Source organism: Ligilactobacillus sp. LYQ135, from assembly GCF_053711055.1.
This window is the reverse complement of sequence record NZ_JBSJYT010000016.1, coordinates 1-9,111: the sequence shown is the minus strand read 5'-3', so window position 1 is coordinate 9,111 and position 9,111 is coordinate 1. Positions and strand designations below refer to the sequence as shown.

The 9,111-nt window shown below is 28.6% G+C and carries 9 protein-coding genes; 1 reads left to right on the top strand and 8 read right to left on the bottom strand.

Features of this window, described 5'->3' with window-relative positions; genetic code table 11:
* Positions 1-641 precede the first annotated feature (641 nt).
* On the bottom strand, positions 642-2,072 hold the full coding sequence (locus tag ACWCL1_RS08870; protein WP_454546556.1) for a hypothetical protein: 1,431 nt from the start codon (positions 2,070-2,072) through the stop codon (positions 642-644).
* A gap of 648 nt (positions 2,073-2,720) precedes the next feature.
* On the opposite strand from ACWCL1_RS08870, the gene ACWCL1_RS08865 reads away from it, so the two are divergent.
* Positions 2,721-3,506, top strand: coding sequence for a CPBP family intramembrane glutamic endopeptidase (locus ACWCL1_RS08865; RefSeq protein WP_454546555.1), 786 nt, complete (start codon positions 2,721-2,723; stop codon positions 3,504-3,506).
* A gap of 165 nt (positions 3,507-3,671) precedes the next feature.
* Here ACWCL1_RS08865 and ACWCL1_RS08860 read toward each other — a convergent pair whose 3' ends face one another.
* From ACWCL1_RS08860 to ACWCL1_RS08830, 7 genes are all read right to left on the bottom strand, one after another.
* Positions 3,672-4,184 (bottom strand): RusA family crossover junction endodeoxyribonuclease, encoded by a 513-nt coding sequence (locus ACWCL1_RS08860; RefSeq protein ID WP_454546554.1) that lies wholly within the window; start codon positions 4,182-4,184, stop codon positions 3,672-3,674.
* Between the two features lie 2 nt (positions 4,185-4,186).
* Entirely contained in the window at positions 4,187-4,630 is a 444-nt protein-coding gene (locus ACWCL1_RS08855; protein WP_454546553.1) for a hypothetical protein, read from the bottom strand.
* Between the two features lie 297 nt (positions 4,631-4,927).
* On the bottom strand, positions 4,928-5,755 hold the full coding sequence (locus ACWCL1_RS08850; RefSeq protein ID WP_454546552.1) for a hypothetical protein: 828 nt from the start codon (positions 5,753-5,755) through the stop codon (positions 4,928-4,930).
* Positions 5,756-5,774: 19 nt separating this feature from the next.
* Positions 5,775-6,416: a hypothetical protein gene (locus tag ACWCL1_RS08845; RefSeq protein ID WP_454546551.1), complete on the bottom strand. Its 642-nt coding sequence runs from the start codon at positions 6,414-6,416 to the stop codon at positions 5,775-5,777.
* Between the two features lie 176 nt (positions 6,417-6,592).
* The gene (locus tag ACWCL1_RS08840; RefSeq protein WP_454546550.1) at positions 6,593-7,717 is read right to left on the bottom strand and encodes a replication initiation protein; all 1,125 of its coding nucleotides are present in this window, start codon (positions 7,715-7,717) and stop codon (positions 6,593-6,595) included.
* A 638-nt stretch (positions 7,718-8,355) separates the two neighbouring features.
* The gene (locus ACWCL1_RS08835; RefSeq protein ID WP_454546549.1) at positions 8,356-8,508 is read right to left on the bottom strand and encodes a hypothetical protein; all 153 of its coding nucleotides are present in this window, start codon (positions 8,506-8,508) and stop codon (positions 8,356-8,358) included.
* 19 nt (positions 8,509-8,527) lie between these two features.
* Positions 8,528-9,111, bottom strand: a 584-nt coding sequence (locus ACWCL1_RS08830) for a DNA/RNA non-specific endonuclease (RefSeq protein WP_454546548.1), incomplete at its 5' end; no start/stop codon positions are given.

Here is a 9,111-nt window from a genome sequence, read left to right as displayed (position 1 = left end):
AGAGAACCAAAATTATGCCTCACACAAAAGTGAGATAGAAACACACAAGACTATTACTCATGAGTAATAGTCTTGTGTGTTTCTATCTCACTTTTGTGTGAGGCATAATTTTGGTTCTCTCTATTTACATCCCTATATTTTTCTGCTCCTATATTTTCTGTCCTGCTAATATTTATTCTTGGTTATTTTCCCTTTTATTTTATTTGAATTTGATATTTTATGTCATACTTTTGTATGATGATTATTTGTATACTTGTTAATTAAATTAATTTAAGTTTTAAGTTCTTTTATATCTTTATGTCCTTTTAATAAATATTTATAAATAAACGTTTTATTAAGTATAATTGCTTTTATTTTCTATATATTCTATCTTAATTTAAAAATCACTAATAGGTCATTTAAGGTTTATATTCATATATGCTATGCATAAATATATTTAACCTCTGTAAATAAAAAATTATTAATATATAAGTCAATTTTTTTTTAGATATTAACTATATATTAATCACTTAAATGCTATTATAACAACGTTAATATAAATACTTTATCTATATTAATTATTTAAATTTATTTACTTAAAATATTACTTCATTATCTCTTTTAAATTTTATTTTTTATAAAATTTAAGATTTTACATGAAATTACAAACTTTCTCCCTTATATGCAGTATTACTTGTTCGTGATACATAAGTTCTTTCTGAATGATCATTCTTACCTGCTTTTTGATGATTATCAGGTTGTCCTCCTGCTTGCCACCAAGCCTGATTTATCCAATTCTTTAATTCAGTAACTGCTAAATTAAACTCTTCATAGTATTGATCAAATACACGTTGCTGATTTCTTGTATGTGCTAAAAATTCACTCGTTGCAGATACTAGATTATTAATTAACTTTGAACCCTTAGCACTATTACGTTCACTACCAAATTGACCGTAAATATCTTTTAATTCTCGTATTTTTTTATTAATGGCTCTGACACTCTGCTTATCTTCAGGCTCTATCATTAATTTTAATGTTCCGTATTTAGTAGCAATCTCATTGATTCTATCTGCATTTTTAGCAGTATTACTAAATTTCCCTTGAGCATATCCTTCTAATTCTTCTAAGATATTTTCAGGAATGCTATTAGATTTATTAATTAATTTAACTGATAGCTCATCTAAAAATATATCGTTCAAATTTATCTTTAATAGCGGTAATTCAGGAACTTTTTCTTTTTCTTGATATTCAATTTTAGGCTTCTCTGGTATACCGCTTAAATTAGCATTAATAAACTGAGCAATCTTAGATGCTATCAATCCATTATCTTGAGAGTAATCTTCATCTTCTTTAAACATTTCAAATAGCATATCCTGAAGTTCACTAGGTAAACCATTTAAGCTTCTAATATTAAAACCATCTTGATTAGCTTTAATAATTCTGTAAGCCCATTCTTGACTAACTTTATTAGGATCAATCAAAATCACTTCACCTTGCTCATTAAAACCAGCATATTGTCCATCAGATGATAATGCTCCTAATTTACGATTAATCCGTCTAACAGTTTCTGCTGCTTGCCTATAATAATCTTCTTCCTTAGCATTATTCGCTGCAATAACTTTATTTTTCTGCACAATCTGCTGCCGTTTGTGCATTACTAACTCATATTCATCCAAAATTTTATTAGCATATTTTTCCAACGCAACATATGCTGCTTCACCTGACTTATAGTGTGATTCTTTATCTGCAATTTGATTGCATACACTCTTGATATAACTCTGTATATCAGTTACTTTTTCTCTAAATTCCTTATAACTATGTTTATTTTTTAGTTCTAAACCGTCTAGTGACCTTATCTGGATATTAATTGCTTTTATTTGATTATTTAGAAAATTCCATTCATCTTCATCCAAAATACCTGTATGTGCTTTTGACACTCTTTCAGCATTTTTTTTCCAATTAATACGCCAAGCTCTTATAGATTTAACGTTATTACGATGGATGCTCTTAATATCTCTTTGTTCATCCGCTAATGTTTGTATTTCGGCAATTATTTGTAATTCTTGCTCAATTAAATCGTAAGGTTCACTCATCCTTTATCACCTCTTAATATTAATCTATTTTATTTACTTCAAAATTTAATAACACAATATATAAAAATGGCATTTTAAAAATAAATTTATGAATTATTTAATTTGTTTTTGTTCTTTAAAAAAGTGAAATCACTGTTTTATATTTAAAATAAAAAAGCCTTTATTATAGTTAATATACTAACATATTAATAAATATACATATAACTATCAATATTTTTTGACATCATCAAATAGAAGTAATATTAATCTTTTTTTCTAAAAGTCATCTTTATATTATTATACTGTATACAAATGTAGTAGGGCAACAACATTAATTATCTTAACTAAATACGTTTGTATGTTATAAATAATTGTTAATTTATTTAATTAAATTATTTTACATTAAAAATACATTTGTTTTTTTTATATAGTATAAAACATTTACTTTTGTAAAAAACGTATACTGTAATTACATGCATATATTTTTATGTATGTATTTTTTATGCACACACTTTTTTTGCATGCACTTTTTATGCACTCTTTTACTTAGTAAATTCAATTATTGTATATATATTACAACTTACATTTTTTGATATTATTAAACATTTACTGTTGTTAATAATGTATAATGTATACTATACACTTACTTATAAGAAGGGAATTAATACTATGTGCAATAAAAATAAGAACAAGCATATATATTACGTAGCACTAATTGCCATGATAACTATTTTAGCGATTACACTATCGGCAATAGTTTATGCAATATTAGAAATATTATTAAAAGAAATAATGTTGTGTCCTACCATATTCACTAACAATATACACGTGAACTTTATCCTCTCATTAATTTTTGGTACATTTTTCTGCATACTAATTTTTAAATTGTCATTCATGATACGTAATAAATACAACAAGCATGATAGCGAACAACAGCTTATTAACTTAAAAAATAATTGGAAGAATTTTTTATACAGTTCATTTTTAATGTATCTAATAATGTGCATTGGTAATTTAATCATTCAAATAATTTTCAATGGCATAAATACAACTGGTACTACATCTAATCAGGCATCCTTGAATGCTACTTTTAACACAAGCTTATTAGATAAAGCATATATCATCATTTTAGCTTTGTTATTAGCACCGATTATCGAAGAGTTAATTTATCGTTGGGGAATTTTAACAGTAACTAAAAACTACATTTTAAAAGTTACTAATCATACTAGTAGCAATGATAAATTCAATCACATTCTAAATATGCTTTTGTTAATCTTTAGCGCAGCTGCATTCTCTTTACTGCATGCTCCTCATACACTAAATGAATTTACTCTATATTTTTGGATGGGAACATGTATCGGAGCAATTTATTTAAAATACAATAATATATATGCTAGTATGACATTTCATTTTATAATCAATACAATATCTTTAGTCGTTATGTTTTTAAACTGATTTATTGTACATCCAAAACTTCGCATATAAAAAAACCTGTTAGTAATTTTTACACTAACAGGTTTTCTTTTTTATAAAGAAGTGGGGTAGTTAATACATGTATAAATGTATTAATGTAGACAAATTAATATTGTATTTCTTTTTCGCATCCAAAATCCTGGTTACTTAATTTCCTTTAATCATAGAAATTTCTATATCAGTATGTGGCTCTTCACCTTGCATACATAATCTTTTTTTTGCATGTAAGTCTTGAATAAATCTATCATCAATTCTGGCATTTTTAAAACTTTTAGACTGAAAAATTGCATCAATAACAGCTTTAGAATAATTATCAATATCAGCCTGATTAGCACTTAATGGAAATGCCCTTAATACCTTCTTACTTTTCTGCGGTAGAACCATTAAGATTCTCACTTGGTAACCGTAAAAGTAGGGATTAAATAATCCTGTTTTACGATCTTTAACCAAAGTTGACTTATCGTCAGGATCAAAATAGATTAACTCTTTAATTAGCTGACAATCTGTCTGTGCCAGCCAATCTTCAAACCAAAAATCAGCTTTCTCACGCCACTCTTTATATCTAACAGGCATGTAACTACGACTATTGACCTTACCTGTCTGAGTATTCCAATTAGGTCTAGCAGCAGAAACAGGAGCAAAAGGCATTGTAAATCTCATATTTAATCACTCCAATCGTCAAACTGATTTTGCATCCGTTCTTGTTGTTTTCTAATTTCATCCTCCTCTTGTTTCTTGTGTGTGTTATATCCTTCTGGGAATTTTTTACGAACTAGTCGAGCCTTTTGCTCAGCTTTACCTTCCTTAGTTTTAAGTAATTTAATATAGGCTTTAAGTCCTTCCATTTGAAAGACCTTCAAACTTTTATACAACACATCCGCACGTTCTTCTAAAGAAAGTGTGTCTACATAAGGTTGACGTTCATAACCTAGTTTTCTTAAAAGTCGAGTAACTGCATTATTACTTTTTGCATCCATAGCTTTCATGATAGTATTAAGTGACACATAATCTAAGTTCAATACATCGGCACAAAATAAACTTCTGGCCAAACTTTCACAAGTTAGTTGGCTCACATTTTTATTTTTCTTGGGACTTTTGTTAGTCATAAATCATCTTTCCTTTTCTAAAATGTACATAACATTCATATAACTTTAATTATATTTTATAATACTACATTTGTATGATACAAACAACATATTCCGCAAATGTTTTTTGTTTACATGTATAAATATAGACATGTAGAAATGTAGAAATATATATTTTTATAGTATGATATATTTAACTTTCTTTTATATTATTTATCCATTCTATGCCTCATATTACGTTAATTTAGAAAGTTTAAACGCTAGTTAGATAATTATACATACATAAATTAAAAAGCCCTTAGAAGTAATCTAAGAGCCTTAATTTATTTTATTTAACTCACGCATCCATAATATACATATAATCATGCCTTTTTGATTTTTTATTGCTTTTTTCTTATCACCACTGCCATCCAAATATGTTGATTCCTTCTTAATACGTTTAAAATATTCCTGTTCTTCATCTCTTTGAATATGATACTGCTTGCGCGCATTACGTAACGTACTCCAATTTGCATCCACATTTTCAGCAATCTTTATAATTTCAACCAATTGATTGTCTAGCTGTTTCAATTTTAATGCACGTTGTCTAGTTAATTTGTCTTGGCCAAGTTCGCCGATGTTATAGAATATATTCGGCTTCTTTAAAATTTTTTGAATATGTATTGCAAATACGCCATATTGTTTTAAATCTGCCACATGTTTTTGAATTTCCTGCACAATAAGGGGCTTATTAGCTAATTTTCTTTGTCCTTTTGGATATAGTGGGATATTATGCCCTATATCATAGATCGTTAATAAATCATTACGTTTTTTCTGTATAAAACGATTCCGAATAGTCGCTACTTTTAATTGCAATGCATCAATGATTTTTTGACGATGGTTTTTCCATAATGTTTTACATTCTTGTAGTAAAGCTTCATCGTCCAACTGATTATATTGTTCAATACGCCATTTTAACTCAGGTAAAATTTTGTTAAACCATAGATTATATGTTTTATCATCCACAATTTGTCTTTCATGACGTAAGTCGATTAAATAATTTAAAGGACGCTCAACCATCCGTACTATAATTCGATCGGTTAAACGTGTATCTGCTTGCTTAATTGCATCCACGCTTGCTAAAAAATATTTAGTTCGCTCATCCATTACGTATCTCTCTTTTCAATTAAAATTGATATGGCATCTGTATTTTTACTAAAGCCTCATACGTCTTAGCATACTCGTCAAATGAATGACAAGCTTTTTCTAAATGCTCTAATGTATCTAATGACAGACCTGTTTTTTCTGCAATTTCATATAAAGTATATATACGCGTACCATCGCCAATCTGAGCTCTCATTAGGCGTCTATCTAATTCTCGATATGCTTGAACATTATTAAAAATAGTATTAATATCACGTTTCTCAGAATAAAGATCCAATGTTAGTACATCGTACAAATCATTAACGATTTTACTATCTTTGGTACTTCTGATGGCCATACGCATTGCTGCTAAATCTGCACCTGTAAATTCTTGCAATCGCTCAATACTTATAGGTATTTCATGAGTGGCATTGTATTCTGATAACAAAGGTTTTATTTCTTTGGATTTTCCACGATAATCTTTAGTATGTTCACTATAAATATTGATACATCTGGAAACAAATGAGAGGAAATGTACATTCTTAGGTTTGCGTTTTTCGTTAAGGACTAAATTAAGCATAGGCTTTGCATAAAAATTTGCAAAATCAAAAGTAATATAGAAATTCGCAAAGTTATTTCGCATATCTCGCTTAGTTATTTCTGCTAAACTGCTCATTAATTTCATAGCTTTTAAATCCTTTCATTAATTATTTAAAACACTTTAATTATTGATTTATTTTAACAAATTTTATTTTTTTCCGCTATTTCTTAATTTTTACTTGGTTTGATTGAACAAACTAGATACTCTTATTTTTTATCTAATAAAAACGAGATGGAACTTCTATATACATCTCGTTTTTGTTATTTTAATTTGTTTATGTAATCATCTACCGCTTTATTTAAATATTTAGCAATGTTAGTATGTCTATTCCAATCGCCAATATGATCATGAACATAGTCCAAATGCATCTTTACAGTATTAAATCCTTGTTCTGTTTTAATTTTCTGATACTTAGGATATACATTTTTTCCTAATTCTATCATAGTGGATTGGTTAGTCATATCTGCTGGGTTCAGTAACATCCGTTCCATTAGCATTTGAGTATACTGACTTCCCATTGCATCCGCATATATTTTTGCATTTTCCAGTTCTCGCTCATCCTGTGTTTGTTTGACCGTTTCAATATGCTTACTATCCTCTTGTGCAGCATTCGCGTTTTTCTGTTCAATATGAAATTGAATATCACTAATATGCCGACCACTACGTATTTTATCATAATTTACTATCAAGTTTGTTTTCTCGTTAATCTCATTGACCGCTTTATCTAAAACATTTTTACGAAAAATCGCAAAATTAGGATATGTATTTCGTGTACCAGTAGCCGAACGTAGCTCTTTTACACTAATAGTCGGATTTTTCCACTGTAATAATTTTTCTTTAGGCACATTATTACTTTTTTTATAATTCATATATTTATTAAAAGACATAACTAGTATTTTATAAATCGTAACTGCATGTCGACTATTTAGTTTTAACACATACTCTAACTTATACTGTGTAAAATTCTCTTTCAATTTAGTAATATATGGCAGAATATCTGGTGTGAAAGACAAACTCACATAGTCTTCTTTGTCATCCCACTCAATTTTACTAATTGGACTAATAATAATCTCATGTCCTCTTGTTTCTTTACTTGGTAGCAAATGAAATAACGCTTGTTGCTGCAATTGTTCCATTGCCTCTCGTAAACGCGTTGTCCGATTATTCCCTGTTTGTTCTAATGCATCATATATTGCATTCTTTTTTAAAAATACTTCTCGTTGGATCTTTTCTGCACTGGTATCAACTGCTCCTACCGCTATTTCAAATATTTTCATACTAGCCAATCTCATATCTGGAAAACTTTTAATCAAGTCATTATTTTGGGCTACTACTTTATTGTTTAAATCATTTACTTTATTACTTAATTCGTAGTGATCCGTCATCCTATTGCACCTTTCTTTGCTCTTCTCCTCATTTATATATTAAGTATAGCATTTTGATTGTTTACTTTATATGTTTTTGTTGTGTTCTTTGTTAGTTATTATTAATTAATTTTATATATTTATCCTTTTTTACTTTTTTCTTTTAGGAACGCTGAACCCCTTGCTACGCTTGCTTACATTTTCGTTTACATATAGCAATATGTAGAGTTATGTATAGTAATATGTATGATTAAGTATAGTAATATGTAGTTTCATGTATAGTTCTTCTTTTTATATCTTTACTTTATTCTACATATTACTTTACTTTTTTCTTTTGCACATTTTTTGCTTAATCATCTTTTTATGTATAGTAATATGTAGAATTATGTATAGTTTCTATTCTTACTACTATACTTTAATCACTTAAAAGGCTGTTATTTTAATCTCTTTCTCCCTTTTTCGCCACTTAATGTATAGTCCTTCATATTATATCTTTACTTTATTCTACATATTACTTTACTTTTTTCTCTAAAAAAGACTTATATTTCAATATTTTTCTTTTTTAATATAGTAGTTTAATTATTTTTATTATAAAAAAACTTCCCTGTATGCTTATACAAGAAAGTTGGCTCTATTATTAAAATAAAACTCTATTTTTTCTATACTTTATCATTAAGCAGCTTGGCGATCATCTTAAAATCATCTTCTGACTTAATCTCCCCCATTGCTGTAATTCCAAAATCAGGATATTCTACGCATCCGCAAGGCAAAAAAATGATAGTTGCTGTCTTTAAATTAAGATCATGCGCCATTATTTTCTCCCCTTTCTCTTTAGTTATGATCACCTGTTACTATTTTAGGAACACCAGTAGCATAGTTAATCCTAATGTTTGATTGCACATTAGGTACAAATACATTAAACTCTAGTGTTCCATCTTTTGACTTAGCCTCAATATGTGCTCCTGAAGGCACTAAATTACTACCATCATATACATTAGTTACACGATAACGTACTTGTTTATTTTGATCTAATGCTTTGCGAACCAATCCTTCATAGTAATTTTGTCCTGTATTGTCTTGACTACCTGCTTCATTTGCCCATGCGGTTTGCGTTGCTATATTTTGGGGATTACTTTCAGAGGCATTATAGCCCTTAATACCACCAACTATTGCATATCCTAAAAGATGTCCACGATCATATGCGTGTGAATATCCATCCTTCAAATTAGTTAATTGATGAAATCCTTTTGGCCTCCAATCTGTACGACCATTTCCTGTTTCTTCTCGATTTCTATATTGACGACTTGTTTTATTTAAAAAAGCATCTCCACGCCATGCTCGCCCTTGTTTATCTGGTTGATTTGTTGCATAAGGAGCTACATTTACATCGGCATTTAATTTTGTTTTGTTATCGT